Raw genomic sequence first — 19,055 nt, 5'->3', positions numbered from 1 at the left:
TTTTCTCGGTAGTTGTGTAATAACAGGCCATCCGTACGGGCGCATCTCCCGTGCGGATGGTTTCTCATTTTCCCCATGAAACGTCGTATCTATCAGCTTCACTCCTGGCTCGGACTCATCGCCGGCCTCGGTCTTCTCGTGGTCGGGCTCACCGGCAGCGTTCTCGTCTTCAAGGAAGAGATCGACAGGATGATCGCCCCCGAACTGGTCGTCATCCAGGACACCTCCAAACCACGGCTGGACCACGACCGGTTCCTCGCCAAACTTCAAGGAGAACTGCCGGACTACAAGGTCGCCGGGTGGGGCAAGGGGCCCGGACCCGGCTCCGCGGATGCGGTCTACGCCATCAAGGTCGGAGAAAACGAGGGAAAGATGATGTATGTGGACCCCACCACGGGTCTTCCGAAAAACCGCGACATCGACAGCAACGTCACCGTCTCGGACTGGCTGCTGAAGCTCCACTACAGCTTCTTCGCCGATCATGCGGGGGAGCTCGTGGTCGGCATCTTCGGCGTCATGTTCTGCCTGCTGGGCATCACCGGCGTCATCATCTATCGGAATTTCTGGAAGACGCTTTTCCAACTGCGCTGGAAGAAGAGCGCCCGCATGTTTTTCTCCGACCTGCACAAGATGGTCGGCATCAGCTCCACCGTTTTCAATCTCATCCTGGGCATCACCGGCGCGTGGTGGAATCTTTCCCACCTCATCGGCCACCTCATCGTGCAGGCACCGGAGCCGGTCGTGAAGACCGTCGAACGCCAATGGGCCGACAACGTGTCGATCGAAAAACTCGTCGCGGATGCGAAGACGAGGATCCCCGGCTACAAGGCGAACTGGATCAGCCTGCCACAGGAGAAAAACGGTGACATCATGATGTTCGGCTCCATCGAGAACCAAAGCACCCTGCGCAGCCTCTACGGCTCCATCATCGTCTTCGACGGAGGAACCGGAGCACTCAAGAGCGCCACTCCCGCCAGCGAGGCAGGCGTCGGTGCCCAGATCCTCGACTCCTTCCGTCCGCTCCATTACGGGAATTTCGGTGGCCTGCCGGTGAAAATCCTCTGGAGCCTCGGTGGTCTCGCTCCCGCCATCTTGGCGCTCTCCGGCACCTTCCTCTGGTGGAAACGTAAATTCCGTTGAACGGTGATTATAAAAACGAAAGCCGGGATGGACGGCATCCCGGCTTTTTTGCGCCTGGCGACATCACAAGTAATCACATTGTAGATCTGATATAGGTTGGATGAAATCATATCTGCGAAATATCGCTTTTTTGAAACAATTCATCCGTCGGCGGCGTTATCTTATTAGTCACTGGTGATACAATTTATGGGTGGCCACCGCTCCGCGTCATGCGCGGCTCGGAGCGACGGCGGCCCAGCGTATTCAGATAAAAAGGCGGCGGGAGAGATCCCGCCGCCTTTGTTCGTGATGTGTCCGTCGTGCTCCTTTTTTACGTATTTTGCGAGTCGCTACGCCGCGACCCCATCCCTGGCCAACCCGATTTTCGCACCGATCTCCAACACCGCATCCGCCTGATTCAACGTATAGAAATGCAGGCCGGCCACCTGGTGATGCAGCAGATCCGAGCACTGCGCCGCCGCATGGTGGATGCCCGCACGGCGGACCGCTTCAGGATCGGAACCGGCACGTTGGAACGCGCGGATCAGTTTCGCCGGAAACCGCGCACCACCCGCGAGGGTCGCGATCCGTTTCATCATCGCCACGCTGGTCACCGGCATGATGCCCGCGATGATGGGAACGCGGATGCCCGCCAGTTCGCAACGATCCCGGAAATCGTGGAAATCATGATTGTCCAGAAACAGCTGCGTGCAGATGTAATCGGCCCCGGCGTCGACTTTCGCTTTCAGATGATCCATCTCCGCCATCCTGTCGGGTGTGGACGGGTGGCCCTCCGGAAACCCCGCAACTCCGATACCAAAGCCGCGCGGATCCCGGTGGCGTTTGAACTCGCGGATGAACGACACCAGATCCGCCGCATGCGGGAAATCCCCCGGGCCGGCGGACGCCGCTTTCGGAGGGTCCCCACGCAGTGCCAGGATGTTGCCGACGCCCGCCGTCGCCAGACGGGTGAGCATTCCACGGATCTCACCCCGCGTGTGTCCCACGCAGGTGAGATGCGGTGTCGGGTTCCTGTCACGCAAGGTTTCCACCAGGTCGAGTGTCAGATCCCGCGAGCCTCCGCCCGCCCCGTAGGTGATGCTGATGGAACCGGGTCGCAGGCCGTCGAGTCTTGCGATGGTCTGTAACAGTCTTGCCCGGTCCGCGGGATTTTTCGGCGGGAAAAACTCGAACGACACCGATGGGCCGCCGGAAGAAAGTTGGTCGAGGATGTGCATCGGATCAGCGGAGGCTGGCGTTTGATTTTTCCCGCAAGGCCCTGGCGCATGCCACCATGTGGACGAGGGAGGCCCGCACTTCCGGCCAGCCGCGGGTCTTGAGGCCGCAATCGGGATTCACCCACAGATTGCCCGTAGGAATGACCGCCCCGGCCTTCTCCATGAGGTGCCGCATCTCCGCGACGCCCGGCACGCGGGGCGAGTGGATGTCATAGACGCCCGGTCCGATTTCATTCGGATAATTGAAATCCACGAAGGCATCCAGCAGTTCCATGTTGGAGCGTGATGTCTCGATGGTGATGACGTCGGCGTCCAGCGCGGCGATGGCGCCGATGATATCGTTGAATTCGGAATAGCACATATGCGTGTGGATCTGGGTTTCGTCCCGCACTCCGCTCGCGCAGAGGCGGAAGGCGTCCACCGCCCACGCGAGGTAGGGGTCCCAATCGGCACGACGCAGGGGCAACCCCTCGCGGATGGCCGGTTCGTCGATCTGGATCGCGGCGAGGCCGATGGCTTCGAGGTCGAGCACCTCATCCCGGATGGCAAGCGCGATCTGCCGCGTGGTGGTTTCCCGCGGCTGGTCATTCCTGACAAACGACCACTGGAGGATGGTCACCGGTCCGGTGAGCATGCCCTTCATCGGTCTTTCGGTCAGGGACTTCGCGAACCCGGACCAGTAGGTCGTCATCGGCCGCGGGCGCGACACATCCCCAAAAATGACCGGCGGCTTCACGCAACGCGTTCCGTAGCTCTGGACCCAGCCATTGGCGGTGAATGTGAATCCTTCCAGCTGTTCGCCGAAATACTCCACCATGTCGTTCCGCTCGAATTCGCCATGCACCGGCATGTCGATGCCGATCTCATCCTGGAACGCGACGCAGCGGCGTGTTTCCTCCTTGATGAAGGCATCGTAGGCGACGGCGGGCAGCAAACCGCTTTTCCATCTGGCTCTGGCGGAACGGACTTCCGCGGTCTGGGGAAACGAGCCGATGGTGGTGGTCGGGAACAGCGGCAGCTTCAGCTTTTCGCGCTGGAGGGCCTGCCGTTCCGGAAACCGCGACCGCCGTTCCAAATCTTGGGGAGCGACCGCGGCGAGGCGTGCCCGCACGGCGGGATTGTGAATCCGCGGACTGCCGCGGCGGCCGAGGTGGGCCGCGCGGTTTTCCTCAAGGACACCCGGTCCGGCACGGCCGCCAAGGAGATCGCCGAGGGCGCTGACCTCGGCGAGCTTCTCATCTGCGAAGGCAAGCCAGTTCTTGATTTCAGGATCCAGCTTCGGCTCGTTCTCCAAGGTCACGGGAGAATGGATGAGCGAACAGGAAGGAGCGATCCACAGCCGTTCCTTGCCGAGGCGGGCCTCCGCTTCGGCCAGAAGGCCGAGTGACGCGTCGAAATCATTCCGCCAGATGTTCCGCCCGTCGACGACGCCGAGGGAGAGGACCTTGTCTTCGGGGAATTTCTCCAGCAGTTCCGGAACTTCGTCAGAGCCGCGGACGGCGTCGAAATGAAGCCCGGCGACAGGAAGGCTGAGGAAGAGAGGAAGATTGTCCCGCAACCCGCCGAAATAAGAGGCCACCATCAGCCGGGTGTTTCCCGCGACGGTCGCGAGCCGGGCGTAGGCTTCCAGGAAGGCGTCGCGCCGGCGGTCGTCCAGGTCGGTGGCGAGTATGGGTTCGTCGATCTGGATCCACGTCGCTCCCAGCGCCGCCAGCCTGCCGATGATTTCCTCGTAGGCTGCCACGAGCCCATCAAGCAGGGAGAAGCGGTCGAAGTCCGCATCGTGGGATTTTCCCAGGCTGAGATAGGTGACGGGTCCGATGAGGACAGGCTTGGCATGGATGCCCAGGGCGAGCGCTTCCTGGAATTCATCGAATACCTTGGTGCCGGAGACCTTGAACTCCGTGCCCGCATGAAACTCGGGGACGATGTAGTGGTAGTTCGTATCAAACCACTTGGTCATCTCGCTGGCGAATGTCCCGGTCTGGCAACCGCACCCGTCTCCGCAGTTGTCGGCCGTATCCCGCGAACCGCGGGCGATGAGGAAAAGGGAGTCCGGGTCCGAAGCGTCCTGCCTGCCAAAGCGGGGCGGGATGTTTCCGAGCAGGCAGGTGGCGTCGAGGACCTGGTCATAAAATGAAAAGTCGTTGCACGGGATGAGGTCGATCCCCGCGGCCTGCTGCTTGAGCCAGTTCCCGCGGCGCAGCCTTCGCCCGGTGTCCTCCAGTTCCTCGCGGGAGATTTTTCCCTGCCAGTAGGCTTCGGTGGCTTTTTTCAATTCGCGGTGCTCCCCGATGCGCGGGTAGCCGAGGTTGTGGGTGCGGATGCTTGACATGACTCCCATTGTTGGAAATCCACCACCATTCACCAAATGCATTTAATCTTGGATCATCATCGGATTTGATTATGATCCCCGCCGGACATGATCGACATCCGCCAGCTCCGCTCCCTCATCGCCATCGCCGAAACGGGCAACCTTTCCAGGGCGGCACAGCGGCTGAACCTTTCCCAACCCGCGCTCTCGCACCAGATCAAGCTGTGGGAGGACCAGCTCGGAGCGGAGTTGTTCGAGAGGAAAAGCCAGCCGCTGAAAATGAGCCCGGTGGGCCAGCGCCTGCTGGAAGCCGCCTATGACACGGACCGCATGCTGCGCCAGGCGGAGCGGGATGTCTTCAGGATTCTGGAAGGGGTTTCCGGGCAGTTGAGGATGGCGGTGGAGTGCCACTCCTGTTTCGACTGGCTGATGCCCTCGATGGATGTCTTCCGCGAAGGCTGGCCCGAGGTGGAAATGGATCTCGTCTCGGGTTTCCACCCCGACCCCGTCGGGTTGCTGCTGGAGGACCGCGCGGATCTGGTGATCGTATCCCGCGCAACCCCACGGGCGGGCATCGCCTATCATCCGCTTTTCAAATACGAGGTGCTGGCATTGATGGCGCACCGCCACCCCCTGGCGGCCAAGCCGTGCCTGCAGGCGCGGGATTTCACCCGGGAGACGCTCGTGACCTATCCCATCCCGGACGAACGCATCGACGTGATCCGCGAAGTGCTCAAACCCGCGGGCATCGAGCCGGAAAGAAGGACCACGGAGCTGACCGTCGCGATCCTGCAACTGGTGGCGAGCATGCGCGGCATCGCGGCGATGCCCGGCTGGGCGGTTCAGCCCTACCTGGACCGGGACTATGTCGCGTCGCGTCCCATCCGCAAGAACGGGTTGTTCGCGAATCTCTACGCCGCAACGACACGGGAGGCGGCGGAAACGCCCTACATGATGGAATTCCTGTCCATCATGAAACGGGTGAGCTTCAACACCCTCACCGGTGTGGAAAAAATCCCAAGCTGACACCACGATGAACCGGCGCGAGATCCCATTGATCGAGATGATCGACTACGGCGAGGAGCACCTGCGCCGGGAGGGATTCGTGGTGATGCCGTTCGATGACTCGTTCAAGAAGGACCCCATGCGGATGAGTCCGCATTACCATGACTTTTTCCAAGTCTCGCTGCTGACGGGGCGTGGCCGGCTGATGCATGATTTCCGCGAGACGGATGTGACGGGCGACACCCTGTTTTTCCTCAGTCCGGGCCAGGTGCATACGGTCCGCCCCGCGCCGGGAACGGATGGGACGATCGTTTCCTTCACCCGCGAATTCCTGGATGATCCGTCGGGAAAACTGCTGGAACTGCCATTCTACTTCGCGACGAACGGCGTGCCCTGGCTGTCCGTTGATCCGGAACACCGTGCGGAAACCCGGGCGATTTTCGACGAGATGCAGGAGGAATTCGACGCGGCGAAACCAGGTGCGGCGGAGATCCTCAGGGCCCTGCTGCACATCCTGTTTGTAAAGGCCGCGCGCTGGTATGGAGCGGGGGAAGAAACGGTCCACGCACGACGGAGTCATGTGATCGTCCGTAAATTTCATCAGGAGGTGGAACGGCACTTTCATGAATGGCAGTCGTTGGAGCCGTATGCGGCATCGCTGGGAGTGAGCGTGAACCACCTCAATGACGTGGTGAGGGAGACCACCGGGGAGTCGGCGGGAGAACACGTCAGGTTGCGCAGGTTGTTGGATGCGAAGCGCTTGCTGCTTTACTCCGAACTGAGTGTTTCTGAAATCGGCTACCAGCTCGCATTCAAGGATCCGTCCTACTTCAGCCGCTTCTTCCGGCGTTACGAAGGAACGACTCCGGTGGAGTTCCGCAGCCAGATCCGAGAAAAATACCAGCAAGAGACCGGATAGCACCGTTGGTGGTGATTGCCTGCCGCAACCTCCCGGAGGACGGTTCGCGCCGCATGAAAGATTCCATCGCAAGCACCTCAATGGAGGTGGGAGAGCCGCCGGCGCTGAACACGGTTTACACCATGTTGTTCGCGATCAGCTTTTCCCACATGCTCAATGACACGATCCAGGCGCTGTTGCCTTCGATCTATCCGTTGCTGAAGTCATCTTACCAACTGAGCTTCGCACAGCTCGGGATGATCACCTTCACCTTCCAGCTCACCGCCTCGCTGCTCCAGCCGTTGGTCGGATTCATCACCGACCGCAAGTCCATGCCCTACTCCCTGCCGGTGGGCATGGGACTGACAGGCATCGGCCTGATCTCGCTGGCGATGGCTTCCAGCTTCGCCACCATCCTGCTGAGCGCGGCGCTGGTCGGCTCCGGTTCGGCGATCTTCCATCCGGAAGCCTCCCGCATCGCCCACATGGCGGCGGGGAAAAGACGCGGATTCGCCCAGTCGTTTTTCCAGGTCGGCGGAAATGCCGGCAGCGCGATCGGTCCGTTGCTCGCCGCATTGATCATCGTGCCGCACGGCCAGCATTCGCTTGTGGGCTTCTCCATCATCGCGCTGGTGGGGGTCGCCGTTCTCTATCAGATCGGAAAATGGCAGGCCTCCAATCACCACCGCATCCAGCGGAAACCGAAGGATGTGGCAAACGCGGCCTTCAATCCATATCCGAAAAAGACGGTGGTCCGGGCGATCTCCATCCTGGTGGCGCTGACATTCTCCAAGTATGTGTATCTCTCCTCTCTCACGAGTTACTACACCTTCTACCTGATCGACCGTTTCCATATCACGAAACAGAGCGCCATGCTGCATTTGTTCGTCCTGCTTTTCGCGGTGGCGGTCGGCACGATCGTCGGCGGACCGGTGGGAGACAGGTTCGGCCGCAAGCGGGTGATCTGGGCGTCCATCCTGGGAGTTGCTCCCTTCTCCCTGCTGCTGCCACACGTGGGTCTGGAAATGACGACGGTACTGAGCGTGTTCATCGGACTGATCCTGGCCTCGGCGTTTTCGGCAATCCTGGTTTACGCGCAGGAACTCATGCCCGGGAAAGTCGGGATGGTGGCGGGGCTGTTCTTCGGCCTGGCGTTTGGAATCGCGGGAATCGGGTCGGCGGTTCTGGGCAAGGTGGCCGATCACACCGGAATCAATTACGTGTTCCAGTTGTGCGCGTATCTGCCGTTGATCGGATTGCTGACGGTGTTCCTGCCCAACATCGAAGGAGACAAGAAATAACGCTTCATGAAAAAGCCACGGGGCATTCCCCGTGGCTTTTTTGTAACCTTGTCCTTGATAGGCGGCTCAGCCGAGCAGTTCGGTGATGAGCTTTTCAAGTTTCACGATGTCCGCCGAGAACGCGCGGATGCCGTGGGCCGTCTTCTCAACCGCCATCGGATCCTCGTTGAAGAGGAAACGGAAATCACTCTCGTTGAGAGAGATTTTCTCATGATCGCTGGCAGCGGCTTCCTCCGCGGTGAGGCTCGGGGTGACGGCTTCTTCCGAGGCCTGGAGCTCGCCCAGGAGGCCGGGGCTGATGGTGAGCAGGTCGCAACCCGCGAGGGCGAGGATCTCGCCCTTGTTACGGAAGGAAGCTCCCATGACCTCGGTCTTGTAGCCGAATTTCTTGTAGTAGTTGTAGATGGAACGGACGGAAATGACGCCCGGATCCTCGTCCCCCTGATAGTCCTTGCCGGTTTCCTTCTTGTGCCAGTCGAGAATGCGGCCGACGAAGGGAGAGATGAGCTGCACACCCGCTTCGGCACAAGCGACGGCCTGGGCGAAGGAGAACAGGAGCGTGAGATTGCAGTGGATGCCTTCCTTTTCAAGAGCCTCCGCCGCCTTGATGCCTTCCCAGGTGGAGGCGATCTTGATGAGGATGCGGTCACGCGAGTGGCCTTCCTTTTCGTAAGCGGCGATGAGTTCGTGCGCCTTGGCGATGGTGGCCGCGGTGTCGAAGGAAAGGCGGGCGTCCACCTCTGTGGAGACACGGCCCGGGACGATTTTCAGGATTTCCAATCCAAAGAGGATGAGAATGCGATCAAGGATTGCTTCCAGTCCGCCGTCCTTCGCCTCGTTGACGGCTTGCTCGAGGAGATGCCTGTACTCGGGTTTGCCCGCGGCCTGGAGGATGAGGGAAGGATTCGTGGTCGCGTCCTGGGGCTTGTAGATTTTCATCGACTCGAAATCACCGGTATCGGCGACGACGGTCGTGTATTGCTTCAATTGATCGAGTTGGTTCAGGCTCATGATGGGACTGAATTAACGCCGCCGCGCGCTGAATGAAAGGTGAAAAGCCTGCCCGATCGGGGTAGCGCATGAATCCTATTCCAGACAGGGATGAGACAGTCGGAAAATGGGGGGATGGGCGGCGCAAAATCCATGCCCATGAAGGAGGAGCACGGCCAAATGAAACCGACCGGCGTTTTCAGTTGGAGATCGGAGATGAATCGCTAGGGTATCAAACAGTCCACATGGCCAGCCTTTTCCACCAGTTGAAAGAAACAGGGTCACGGATCATCCGATGCTGCCGCAGGGTGGCCGGCGGAGGATGGTGGATTCTCTCGATTCCGTTGATCATCGGTTGGGTTGCCGCACAGGTCACCGGCGTGCCCTTTTCCGATCCACCCTTGATTTTATTGGCCGGTACGGCGCTGGCGGTCCACTTCATCATTCAGTTGCTGTTGAGGCCACGCCTTCTCCAGCCTGTGAGAGGAAGGGTTTCCAGTTTTTTGGCAAACTCTTCACCCATTCTGGGTTTCTCGCTTCTGATATTTGTCGTGATGGCCGCGATGATCACCGAGGTGATCTTGCTGAGAAGTTTCATCCCCCCGGCCGATTCCTGGAACTTTGTCCTCCTGGGATTCCTCTTCGGCATCATGGATTCCGTGATGGGCCGCATGCGGGAAAAATCCGACGCCCGCCAGGAAACCCGGGTTCCGGAAGATCTGGAAGCCCCCGCTTGGATCCGGTATAGCCCCTCCCCTGCCCAGGCTTTCCGCTCGAAGCATGATCCAGGTGCGGAATCTTGATCTGGAAAATGAAGAAACCGCTCGTCATCGTTTCTCTGCTGGCCCTGTGCGCGGGCTCCCTCCTCTTGAAGACCCGCATCGGAAACAGCGCACGCACCGACGTTGATCTCGTTGCCCGGAGATTGGATCCGCTTTCCCTGGAGCTGGATCACTCATATCCGCCATTGATTCATTCGAAGCAGGTTTCGGGCGACGTACAGACGGGTGTGGTCAGGCTCGTCGGCGGAGAAAACGTCAAATTCTGGTTCATCGCACACCATCGCTCCGGTTCCGGGTGCGCCCGGTTCGACTTCGGCGACGGCACCCGAAAATACATGAGGGGGAGCTATTTCTGCTGTGAAGTCCGGATTCCCGATCAAGAAGTCAGATCCCGCGAGGATCTGCTAGCCTTTATCGAACGGCACGATGAGCCATAGTTCCAAGGCCTGCCTCACTTCAGGCAGCGATGCACCAGTCGGAAAACAAGCGCACCGGCGGCGGCCCCTGACACGTCGGCCAGCCAGTCAAACGGGTCATTTCCACTCCGCCCGGGGGTGAATGTCTGGTGGAATTCATCGATCACGCCCACCAGCGCGATCACGCCGACGGTGGTCAGGATGATTTTCGTCCAATCCGGGTTCCCGGGATTTCTACGGAAAAGCCAGGCACTGAACAACCCGCCGCCGCCGAAGAAATAACCGAAATGTTCGAATTTATCGAAATTGTTGACCGGTGGTTGGTAGGTGGTGGAGAGGGTCAGTGAGGAGAGCACCCAAAGCACCACGAACCAGAGCAGGAAGGCGGCCAGCCAGAATTTCGGTTGGCGGGGAAGCCAAGCCATGGTTCAGAGCTTGCGCATTTCGTCCTCAAGCCGCTCGGCCAGCCACTGCTTCATCATCGACTGGTAGTTGAGGAAGCGGGAGCGGGCGATGCGCTTGATGCGGGAGAGCATGCGCGGGTCGAAACGCAGGGTGATCGTCGTGGACTCCCGCGAGTCCGCCTCATGCACGGAGGCGGCCATCAGCCGACCGTCGAGTTCATGGGTTTCCCAGTAACGGGCTTCCGCCGTTTCATCGGCGAAGTCGGGGATGTCGGACCAGCGGGTGATGGCGTTCATGGTGGTTCAGGAAATGGGGTTCAACGGTATTCCGCGTATTTGCGGTCGTAGAATTTCTGTTCAGCTTCGGACATCTCGCGTGCCGCGACAACGCGGTTGGTTTTTCCATCCGTCCAGAAAGCGAAGAACAAATACCGGTCGGACACGGTGCGTCCCAGCCCATAGTAGCGGGAAGCACCGTCCATGCGGTCGTTGTCAGGCAGAAAACGAACGGAAAAAGGGTCCTCGAAAGCTTCTTCAAGCTCGCGGGGTTTGATGTTACGAAGATCGAATTGAACGTCGATAAGGTCGAGTTCCATGGCGTCAGTCTGCGGATGAGCGGGGAAAGTGCAACAAAGACTTTGTCGAAACGACGGGAGAGACCAGGACTATTCTTTCAATCCGAGGCGCTCGAAATTGGCCTTTTTCCAATCCGCACCCAGTTCCTCGAGGGTTTTTCCGGTCCATTCCTTCCAGAGCTCTTCGGAATAACCCTCGTGGGTGGCCACGTTGAGCTTCCGCATGAGGTCTTTTTCGTGATTCTTGATGACCCAGTCGAAGAAGTTCCCGGTGACGCGGTAGCTGTCGTCATATTTCGCCCGGCGGACGTTGCGTTCGGTGATTTCCGCGCCCTTGCTCTGAGGCTCGTAGAGGAACCAGCGGATGTAGTCCGCCACACCTTCGGTGACCCATGTCGGCGGGCGTTTCACGCGTTTGCGTTCCGCCGCCTGCTCCCTGTTTCCGCCGAACTGGACCACGTGGACGATCTCGTGGATGCCGGCACCGATGGCCTCGCCGGATTTCTCGGCGCGCATGAAGTTGATGTTGAACACCACGGAATTCCCGCTGGCGTATGCGGGCACGCCTTTGAGATGGCCGGGAAGGTTCGTCGAATCCTTGAGCGTGAAGGTGATGTCGTGTGAAGGGGTGATGCCGTCGACCGGCAACATTTCGATGATTTTCGGATACCACTCGTCCAGCACGGGGATGAGGTGCTTGCCGCACCACTCCTGCAGGTCCGGCGCTTCGGTGGCGTCGAGGGTGTAGCGGAATTTCTTGTCCTTGGAGGTGAACAGTTCCTTGATCACCTTCGGCTTCTCGATGCGGACCAATGTCGGACCGTTGGCGTCGGTGATGTCGATCTCGCTGAAGAAGGTGTTGTTGAATCCGGATTCCTTGTTCGGCTGGATGTCGAACAACACGTAGCGAAAGCTGCCGAGGGATTTGCCGGAGTCGGGTGAGATGACCGCGGCATGTTGGCCGGGCTTGTTCGCGGAAGTGTCCACCTTGCCGATGAGACTCCAGCCGCTTTTTTCCGGGGCCACATCCGCGCCGGGTTCCGCCACGAAATCCTTGGCCGTGCCGTCCGCGGCATAAACCTGGTAGTTCTGTGCGGAGCGGGAGCCGTTGTGCCACGAATACGTCGCCAGGGTCGCGAGATCAATGGGCTTGCCGAGATCCACCAGAAGACGTCCGCCGCTGCCGGAGAAAAAGAAGTTGGAGGAAGGCTCATCCTCGTCACGCGGGATTTTTCCATCATTCAGCACGGAAACGGGTGCGCTGTTCGGGTCGGCTTTTCCGGTGATGACCTTGAAGGTCGCGCCTGTGGCGGCATCGTTCGAAGCGGGTGCGGGAGTCGTCTCGGTCTCGAACGAGGTGTTCTCCGGGGAGCTGCCGAAGCTGACTTTCCCGGAGGCGGCGGACGAAGGGACGATGCTTGCGGCCAGCGGGATGAGGATGACGAGAGGTCTGAGTTTCATGGGAAATAGCGTGGTTTTGACTGATGCATGAACCGTGCCTGATCCAGCGCGGTGAACGTCCGCTAACGGCACAAAGCCGTTCATTTGTCTATTTGGCGGCAAGATTTCGCAACATTGGCAGGAAATGACCGGCATCGCCCCGGATCACGACAGGCAGATGCCTGAAGCGGGGAATTCATTTTCCAAAAACGGGAAGCGGACGGCCGAGGCGGGCAAAAAACGGGAGGAACGCCCGCTCCCTCTCAGAGCGTGTGTCCCATGCGGATGCGTTTCGTTTCCAAGTAGCGCGCGTTGTCCGGGTTCGCGGGGAGGCGGATGGGAACCTGCTCGACGATTTCCAGACCGTAGCCTTCGAGTCCGATGATTTTTTTCGGGTTGTTCGTCAGCAGGCGCATCTGCCTGACGCCAAGATCGTAGAGAATTTGCGCACCCATGCCGTAGTCCCGCAGGTCGGAGCCGAAGCCGAGTTTCTCATTTGCCTCGATGGTGTCGTAGCCTTCCTCCTGCAGCTTGTAGGCATGGATTTTCGCGGGCAAACCGATCCCCCTGCCCTCCTGACGCAGATAGAGCAGCACACCTCCCTCCTTGGAAATGCGCTCAAGCGCGGCGGCAAGCTGGCCCCCGCAATCGCAACGGCGGGACTGGAAAACATCGCCTGTCAGACACTCCGAATGGACCCGGACGAGGGTCGGCTTGTGCGGGTCGATGTCGCCCTTGGTGAGGGCAAGGTGATGGCTGGCGTCGGTCTTGATCCGGTAAAGATGGCAGTTGAACTGGCCGAAGTCCGTCGGCATGAGGATGGTTTCCTCGCGATACACGAGCTTTTCCGACCGCCTGCGGTACTCGATGAGCTGGGCGATGGTGCAGGCTTTAAGTCCATGGCGCTTCTGATAGTCACCGAGCTGGCCGACACGGGCCATGGTTCCATCGTCATTCATGATTTCACAAATCACCGCCGCTTTCGGCAGGCCGGCGAGAGAGGTGAGATCAAGCGCCGCCTCGGTATGGCCGGTGCGGCGGAGCACGCCGTCCGGCACGGCCTGCAAGGGAAAAACGTGGCCGGGCTGCACGAAATCATCCGGCTTCGCGTTCGGATCGGCCAGAAGGCGGATGGTATGGGCGCGGTCCGCGGCGGAAATTCCGGTGGTGATCCCTTCCGCCGCATCCACACTGACGGTGAAGGCGGTCTTGTGGCCCTCGCGGTTCCTCCGCGTCATCTGCGGCAGCACGAGTTCCTCCGCCCGCTCGGCGGTGAGCGGCGCGCAGATCAGGCCGCGGGCATGAACCGCCATGAAATTGACCATCTCCGCGGTGCAGAGCGACGCCGCGCCGACGAGATCCGCTTCATTTTCCCGGGATGGATCGTCCGATACGATGACCATGCGGCCGGCGGCGATTTCCTCGATGATTTCCGGGATGTGGCTGAAAACTAAAGGAGTGTCTGACATGGTGAGGGTGGAATTTCAGTTGAGCGATGGATCGTCCGGAGCTTCGGCGAGAATGCGGTGGAAAGGCGAAAGGTGGCGCATCAATCCGACCCAGAGGCCCATATCGTGCTCTTGGCCGAGGAAATCCTTCTGTGGCCGGGCGGCGACCCATGCGTTCCGGCGCAGCTCGTTTTCAAGCTGTCCCGCCGTCCATCCCGAGTAACCGACGAAAGCCCGCACGATGCGCCCCGGCCGGTGCGAATGCGCCACCGCTTCGTCGGCGGAAATGCGGATCGCCCACTTCAGGCCCTGTTTCGGGCTCCACCAGAAGGATGAAAACGTCAGTTGATCCTGCGAAACCGGCCCGCCCTGATGCACGGGAAGCTGCCTCAGCGCTGCGAACGCCTCGTCATGGAGGAAATCCCCCACCGTTTTTCCCGTGGGGTGGTTCAGGATGAGACCATAGGCCCCCTCGTCCGGCTTGTGCTCGGCGAGCAGGATCACGGAACGGTTGAAAATCCCGTCCTTCAACGACGGATCCGCCAAAAGGAGTTGCCCTTGGAGCTGGATCGGTGAGTCGGAGTTGGTCGGAGCGTCGGCCACGGCAAAATGCTAACCCCCGCTCCGGCGTACGCCAACCGCAGATTGCGGGAGATTTTGCGGATGGGGATATCCCCGCTGACCGGTGAAACACACGAAACCACCACCATCGCGCGAGAGAATCATATTACCCATTTGGAGATGATAGCCGCTTCATTCGATTTGCGTTAATACATCCCCTGATGATCCGCCCGTCCCTATTGCTACTGTCATTCCTCCTGCCCGTCGCAGGAGAGACGCGTGTGGAGTTCAACCGCGACATCCGGCCCATTCTGACGAAACACTGCACCGCCTGCCATGGAGGGGTGAAGGAAGCGGGCGAGGTTTCATTCATCTATCGGGAAAAGGCGCTCGCGCCGGGCGAGTCGGGAAAAGCGCCCATCGTGCCCGGCAAGCCCGCCGAATCGGAAATGTTGCACCGCATGCGTAGCAAGGATCCTGACGAGGTGATGCCGAAACCCAAGCATGGCCCGCCGCTGCCCGAAGCGGAAATCGCATTGATCGAGCGCTGGATCGCCCAAGGCGCGGAGTGGCAGGAGCACTGGGCATTCATGCCGCCCAAGGAATCTCCGGTCGCCGCGGTTTCCAACGAAAAATGGCCCTCCTCCCCGCTGGACCGCTTCGTCCTCCAACGGCTGGATCAGGAAAAACTCTCCCCCTCTCCCGAAGCCCCTCCCGAGGAGTGGCTGCGGCGGGTGTCGTTCGACCTGACGGGACTCCCCCCTTCGCCCGAAGATTTGAAAAACTACCAGGATGGATTCGCGAAAGACCCGGCGACCGCCCGGAACACGGTGGTGGACCGTTTGTTGGCGTCCCAGCAGTTCGGCGAACGCTGGGCCGCGGTCTGGCTGGATCTCGCCCGCTACTCCGACACCTATGGTTTTGAAAAAGACCCCGGCCGCGACATCTGGCCGTTCCGGGACTGGGTCATCCGCGCGCTCAATGCGGACATGCCTTACGACCGGTTCACCATCGAGCAACTCGCGGGCGACCTGTTGCCGGACGCCACCGCCGACCAGCGGCTGGCCACCGCCTTCCACCGCAACACCCAAACCAACACGGAAGGCGGCACGGATGACGAGGAGTTCCGGATCGCCGCGGTCATCGACCGCTCCACCACCACCTGGACCACCTGGCAGGCGACGACCTTCGGCTGCGTCCAGTGCCATTCGCACCCTTACGACCCCATCGAACACGACGAATTCTACCAATTCCTCGCCTTTTTCAACAACACCGAGGATCATGATCAGGACAACGACTCCCCCCGCATGAAGGTCCCGGCGGACCCGGCGAAATTCGCCGAGGCATCCTCCATGGAAACCAACCTCCGAAACCTGCGGGAACAGCTCAACGCGCCGGGGCAGGTGTTGGAAAAATCCACCACGGACTGGAAATCCTTCACGCCGGACACCTTCGCACCGAGCCACGGGAAACTCGCGGTTGCCGGCGATGGTACGATCCGCAGCGAAGGAACGCTGCCCATCGGCAACATCCACAAATTCTCAGGCCCGGCGACGGGATTCAACGCGCTGCGGCTGCGCATTCTTCCGGAGGAGGATGATCCTAAAAAATGGCCGGAACGGGGGGCGTTCGTTTCAAAATTCCAGGTAAGCGTGATCGACCCGGCGGGTGTGGCGGTGCCGGTGGCGATGAAAGAGGTTTTCGCCGATCGGCTGGGTGATCTTTTCGATCCTTCGCCGGGAGGTGAGGTCGGTGCCTTTCCGAAACTCGAAGGACCACGCTGGTTCGTTTTCGTCCCTGAAAAACCCGTCGAAGCCGCCTTCGGTTCGAGGTTGGAGATTTCGATGACCCAGAACGCCCAGACGGCGGGAAATCAAGCCACTCCCGCAAGGCGTTTCGCACTGGAGATTTCCAAAAACCCGGAATGGACCCTGCTCGTCAACGAGCCCCAGCGCCTCGCCACCTGGAAATCACGCGATGAGATCGGAAACGCCTACAAGGCGATACCGGGCGAGATGGTCCCCGTCATGGCCGAGCGCGCGCCGCGCGAGACCCGCGTGTTCGCCCGGGGAAACCGCCTGATGAAGGAGCATGTCGTCGCGACCGGCGTACCGAAGCTCCTGGCGGACAGCAGATCCAAGGAAGGAATGTCCCGCCTCGACATGGCACGGTGGATCGCGAGCAAGGAGAATCCCCTCACCTCGCGGGTCATGGTGAACCGTCTGTGGGGCGAGCTTTTCGGCACCGGCATCGTCCAGACGGCGGAGGATTTCGGCACGTCCGGCACGCCTCCGAGCCACCCGGAATTGCTGGATCACCTGGCGCTGCGGTTTGAGAATGATTTCAACTGGTCGATCAAATCCATGCTGCGCGAAATGGTCCTTTCCTCGACCTACCGGCAGACCCACAACGCGTCGAAGTCCCTCGTCGCACGCGATCCCAACAACCGCCTGCTCGCCCGAGGGCCGCGCAACCGCCTGTCCGCAGAGATGGTGCGGGATCAGGCGCTCGCCGCCGCCGGGCTGCTCTCCACGAAAATGGGAGGGCCGCCGGTTTTCCCGCCGCAACCCGCCGGGGTCTGGCGGTCGGTTTACAACGGCTCGAAGTGGGAGGACTCCAAGGGCGAGGACCGCTACCGCCGTGGCATCTATACCTACTCGAAACGCACCAGCGGTTTCCCCGGCTTCCTGACCTTCGACGCGCCGAGCCGCGACCTCTGCAGCGCGCGGCGGCTGGTGAGCAACACGCCGCTGCAGGCGCTGGTCACCATGAACGATCCCGCACACATCGAGGCCGCGCAGGGCCTGGCAAAACGCATGTCCGCCCATCCGGGAAATCTCGCGGAGCAGCTTTCCTTCGGCGTCCTGCTCGCCACCCAGGAGACCGCGCCAGCTCCCATGCTGGCCGAACTGGCGTCACTTCATGCGGCCGCCCTCTCAGACTATCAGGCGGATCCGACATCCTCTTCGAAACTCGCCGCCGCACCGGAGGCCGCGGCGATGGCGCTGGTCGCCAATACCATCCTCAACCTCGACTCCGCCCTCACCCGATGAAAGCCGAACATTTCGCCAGGCTCCAGCACGAGCAGCTCCAGCATCTCACGCGCCGCCACTTCCTCTCGAAATGCACCACCGGTCTCGGGGGCATGTGGCTTGCCGGCACGGCGGGCCGCGTCTGGGGGGCTTCCGGGGCCTTGCAGAAAGACCCGGCCAATCCACTGGCCCCTGCGGTGCCACAGCATCTTGGCAAGGCGAAGCGGGTCATCTACCTGCACATGGCAGGCGCGCCCTCGCAGCACGAACTCTTCGACTACAAGCCGGATCTGCAAAAACTCAACGGCAAGGACTGCCCGCAGGAATTTCTCGCAGGCAAGCAGTTCGCCTTCATCCAAGGCGTGCCGAAAATGCTGGGGCCGCAGTTCGAGTTCAAGCAGCATGGCCAATCCGGCGCGTGGGTGTCCGACAGGCTTCCACATTTTTTCTCCGTGGTGGATGACGTCTGCTTCATCAAGTCCATGCACACGGACCAGTTCAACCACGGTCCGGCCCAACTGCTGGTGCATACCGGCACGCAGAACCTCGGCGCGCCGTCCATCGGCGCGTGGGCGACGTACGGCCTTGGTTCGGACAACCAGAACCTGCCCGGCTTCATCGTCCTGACCTCCGGCGGCAGGAACCCTGACGCGGGAAAATCCGTATGGGGCGCGGGCTACCTGCCATCCGTCTACCAAGGGGTGCAATGCCGTTCGGAAGGCGAGCCCGTGCTTTACCTCGCGGATCCGGAAGGCATCACCCGCGACATCCGCCGCCGCTCGCTGGACACCCTGGACCGGCTGAACCAGAAGATCGCCGAAGAAACGGGCGATGCCGAAACCGTCACCCGCATCGCCCAATACGAGATGGCCTACCGCATGCAGATGCACGCCACGGACGCCTTCGACCTGAAACAGGAGAACGAGACGACCCACGCGCTCTACGGCACGGAACCCGGCAAGGAATCATTCGCCAACAACTGCCTGCTGGCCCGCCGTCTCGCCGAGCGCGGCGTGCGCTACATCCAGCTCTTCCACTGGGGCTGGGACTCGCACGGCTCCGCCGCCAGCGAGGCTCTCAACAAGGGATTCTCCGACCGCTGCAAGGAAGTGGACCAACCGATGGCCGCGCTTCTCAAGGACCTCAAGCAACGCGGCCTTTTGGAGGACACGCTCGTCGTCTGGGGCGGGGAATTCGGCCGCACGCCGATGCAGGAAAACCGTGGCGGTGTGGACAGCCCTTTCGTCGGACGGGATCACAACCCGGGAGCCTTCACCATCTGGATGGCGGGCGGTGGCGTGAAGCCGGGCATCTCCTACGGCGAAACCGACCCCATCGGCTACGAGGCGATCCAGGACAAGGTCTCCGTGCACGACCTCCACGCGACGATGATGCAGCTCATGGGATTCGATCACGAGAAGCTGACCTACCTCTCCCAGGGAGCGGCGCAGCGCCTGACCAACATCACCAAGCCCGGAAGCAAGGTGGTGAAGGGGATTCTGGCGTAAGGGCGGAGCCGCCGCCCCCCGGCC

17 protein-coding genes are annotated in these 19,055 nt (G+C 60.8%); 7 read left to right on the top strand and 10 right to left on the bottom strand.

Annotated features, from left to right (window positions below; translation table 11 throughout):
* The first annotated feature begins 75 nt into the window (after positions 1-75).
* Positions 76-1,140, top strand: coding sequence for a PepSY-associated TM helix domain-containing protein (locus tag JIN84_RS09945; protein ID WP_200350901.1), 1,065 nt, complete (start codon positions 76-78; stop codon positions 1,138-1,140).
* 329 nt (positions 1,141-1,469) lie between these two features.
* Here JIN84_RS09945 and metF read toward each other — a convergent pair whose 3' ends face one another.
* Both metF and metE read right to left on the bottom strand, forming a co-directional pair.
* Entirely contained in the window at positions 1,470-2,357 is an 888-nt protein-coding gene (metF, locus tag JIN84_RS09940; RefSeq protein WP_200350900.1) for a methylenetetrahydrofolate reductase [NAD(P)H], read from the bottom strand.
* Positions 2,358-2,361: 4 nt separating this feature from the next.
* Positions 2,362-4,692 carry a 5-methyltetrahydropteroyltriglutamate--homocysteine S-methyltransferase gene (metE, locus tag JIN84_RS09935; protein ID WP_200350899.1) on the bottom strand — a complete coding sequence of 777 codons (2,331 nt, stop codon included), beginning with the start codon at positions 4,690-4,692 and terminating at the stop codon, positions 2,362-2,364.
* Positions 4,693-4,779: 87 nt separating this feature from the next.
* Here metE and JIN84_RS09930 point away from each other — a divergent pair, with 87 nt between their 5' ends.
* The 3 genes from JIN84_RS09930 to JIN84_RS09920 are packed head-to-tail and all read left to right on the top strand — an operon-like array spanning position 4,780 to position 7,875.
* Positions 4,780-5,697, top strand: a complete 918-nt coding sequence (locus JIN84_RS09930) for a LysR family transcriptional regulator (RefSeq protein ID WP_200350898.1) — start codon at positions 4,780-4,782, stop codon at positions 5,695-5,697.
* A 7-nt stretch (positions 5,698-5,704) separates the two neighbouring features.
* The gene (locus tag JIN84_RS09925) at positions 5,705-6,595 is read left to right on the top strand and encodes a helix-turn-helix domain-containing protein (RefSeq protein ID WP_200350897.1); all 891 of its coding nucleotides are present in this window, start codon (positions 5,705-5,707) and stop codon (positions 6,593-6,595) included.
* 53 nt (positions 6,596-6,648) lie between these two features.
* The gene (locus tag JIN84_RS09920; protein ID WP_200350896.1) at positions 6,649-7,875 is read left to right on the top strand and encodes an MFS transporter; all 1,227 of its coding nucleotides are present in this window, start codon (positions 6,649-6,651) and stop codon (positions 7,873-7,875) included.
* A gap of 66 nt (positions 7,876-7,941) precedes the next feature.
* Here JIN84_RS09920 and tal read toward each other — a convergent pair whose 3' ends face one another.
* The gene (gene tal / locus JIN84_RS09915; RefSeq protein ID WP_200350895.1) at positions 7,942-8,886 is read right to left on the bottom strand and encodes a transaldolase; all 945 of its coding nucleotides are present in this window, start codon (positions 8,884-8,886) and stop codon (positions 7,942-7,944) included.
* 424 nt (positions 8,887-9,310) lie between these two features.
* Positions 9,311-9,463: a hypothetical protein gene (locus tag JIN84_RS09910; protein ID WP_200350894.1), complete on the bottom strand. Its 153-nt coding sequence runs from the start codon at positions 9,461-9,463 to the stop codon at positions 9,311-9,313.
* 213 nt (positions 9,464-9,676) lie between these two features.
* Between JIN84_RS09910 and JIN84_RS09905 the strand changes: the two genes are divergently transcribed.
* The gene (locus JIN84_RS09905) at positions 9,677-10,084 is read left to right on the top strand and encodes a hypothetical protein (RefSeq protein WP_200350893.1); all 408 of its coding nucleotides are present in this window, start codon (positions 9,677-9,679) and stop codon (positions 10,082-10,084) included.
* A gap of 14 nt (positions 10,085-10,098) precedes the next feature.
* Here JIN84_RS09905 and JIN84_RS09900 read toward each other — a convergent pair whose 3' ends face one another.
* The 6 genes from JIN84_RS09900 to JIN84_RS09875 all read right to left on the bottom strand — a co-directional run bounded on the left by JIN84_RS09900 (position 10,099) and on the right by JIN84_RS09875 (position 14,533).
* Entirely contained in the window at positions 10,099-10,488 is a 390-nt protein-coding gene (locus JIN84_RS09900; protein WP_200350892.1) for a VanZ family protein, read from the bottom strand.
* Between the two features lie 3 nt (positions 10,489-10,491).
* Positions 10,492-10,764: a CopG family antitoxin gene (locus tag JIN84_RS09895; RefSeq protein ID WP_200350891.1), complete on the bottom strand. Its 273-nt coding sequence runs from the start codon at positions 10,762-10,764 to the stop codon at positions 10,492-10,494.
* A 20-nt stretch (positions 10,765-10,784) separates the two neighbouring features.
* Entirely contained in the window at positions 10,785-11,063 is a 279-nt protein-coding gene (locus JIN84_RS09890; RefSeq protein ID WP_200350890.1) for a BrnT family toxin, read from the bottom strand.
* Between the two features lie 69 nt (positions 11,064-11,132).
* Positions 11,133-12,503 (bottom strand): basic secretory protein-like protein, encoded by a 1,371-nt coding sequence (locus tag JIN84_RS09885; protein WP_200350889.1) that lies wholly within the window; start codon positions 12,501-12,503, stop codon positions 11,133-11,135.
* Positions 12,504-12,745: 242 nt separating this feature from the next.
* Positions 12,746-13,951, bottom strand: a complete 1,206-nt coding sequence (locus tag JIN84_RS09880; RefSeq protein ID WP_200350888.1) for a bifunctional 3,4-dihydroxy-2-butanone-4-phosphate synthase/GTP cyclohydrolase II — start codon at positions 13,949-13,951, stop codon at positions 12,746-12,748.
* Between the two features lie 15 nt (positions 13,952-13,966).
* Positions 13,967-14,533 carry a YqgE/AlgH family protein gene (locus tag JIN84_RS09875; RefSeq protein WP_200350887.1) on the bottom strand — a complete coding sequence of 189 codons (567 nt, stop codon included), beginning with the start codon at positions 14,531-14,533 and terminating at the stop codon, positions 13,967-13,969.
* A gap of 179 nt (positions 14,534-14,712) precedes the next feature.
* Between JIN84_RS09875 and JIN84_RS09870 the strand changes: the two genes are divergently transcribed.
* Positions 14,713-17,544 (top strand): PSD1 and planctomycete cytochrome C domain-containing protein, encoded by a 2,832-nt coding sequence (locus JIN84_RS09870; protein WP_200350886.1) that lies wholly within the window; start codon positions 14,713-14,715, stop codon positions 17,542-17,544.
* Entirely contained in the window at positions 17,541-19,031 is a 1,491-nt protein-coding gene (locus JIN84_RS09865) for a DUF1501 domain-containing protein (RefSeq protein WP_200350885.1), read from the top strand. Before JIN84_RS09870 ends, JIN84_RS09865 begins: the two co-directional genes overlap by 4 nt.
* Positions 19,032-19,055 lie beyond the last annotated feature (24 nt).

Origin of the sequence: Luteolibacter yonseiensis (assembly GCF_016595465.1) — a bacterium.
GTDB classification, from domain to species: Bacteria; Verrucomicrobiota; Verrucomicrobiia; order Verrucomicrobiales; family Akkermansiaceae; genus Luteolibacter; species Luteolibacter yonseiensis.
The sequence above is the reverse complement of the archived record's forward strand: the minus strand, read 5'-3'. Positions and strand labels throughout refer to the sequence as shown.